This window comes from Dokdonia ponticola (assembly GCF_042653865.1).
Lineage (GTDB): Bacteria > Bacteroidota > Bacteroidia > Flavobacteriales > Flavobacteriaceae > Dokdonia > Dokdonia ponticola.
Map to the genome: position 1 here is coordinate 1 of NZ_JBHSFV010000058.1, position 571 is coordinate 571.

General features: G+C 42.0%; 1 protein-coding gene. It reads left to right on the forward strand.

Annotated elements, in window-relative coordinates:
* Positions 1-568: T9SS type B sorting domain-containing protein (locus ACFO3O_RS22605; protein ID WP_379983079.1), on the forward strand; the 568-nt coding region annotated here is incomplete at its 5' end.
* Between the last annotated feature and the right edge of the window lie 3 nt (positions 569-571).

A 571-nucleotide genomic window follows, 5' to 3' on the forward strand; every position in this document is an offset into this window, starting at 1 on the left:
GATTACTAGCTGTGATTATGTAGCGGAGGCAAGTTATGTAGCAGTGAGTGCTCCCGTGTTTGAAGCCGTTGTTTTAGAGAGTTCCTTTAATCCGGGAGGAGTATATACCGTAGAGGTACAGAACATCACAGGATTTAATAGCAATCCAGAGGATTTTGAGTTTGCCCTTGATGATGGTCCGTTCCAGAGCAGTACCACCTTTACAGGAGTAACTCCAGGAGAGCATACGATTTTTGGAAGAAGAATTTCTGGAGATTGTAGTATCTCAGAAGTAGAATTTGGGATTATTGATTACCCGCGTTTCTTTACACCTAACCAAGATGGATTCCATGATACCTGGAATATTATCGGTATTGGGGTGGAGCCTAACTTAAATGCACAGATTTATATCTTTGATCGTTTTGGAAAGTTATTAAAACAGCTCAGCCCAACCAGTGAAGGGTGGGATGGTACCTTTAATGGCCAACCGATGATCTCTGATGATTATTGGTTTAGAGTGAACTATACAGAACCCGATGGACTGGGAACTCAACGAGAGTTTGTGGGACACTTTACCCTGAAAAGGTAAAAC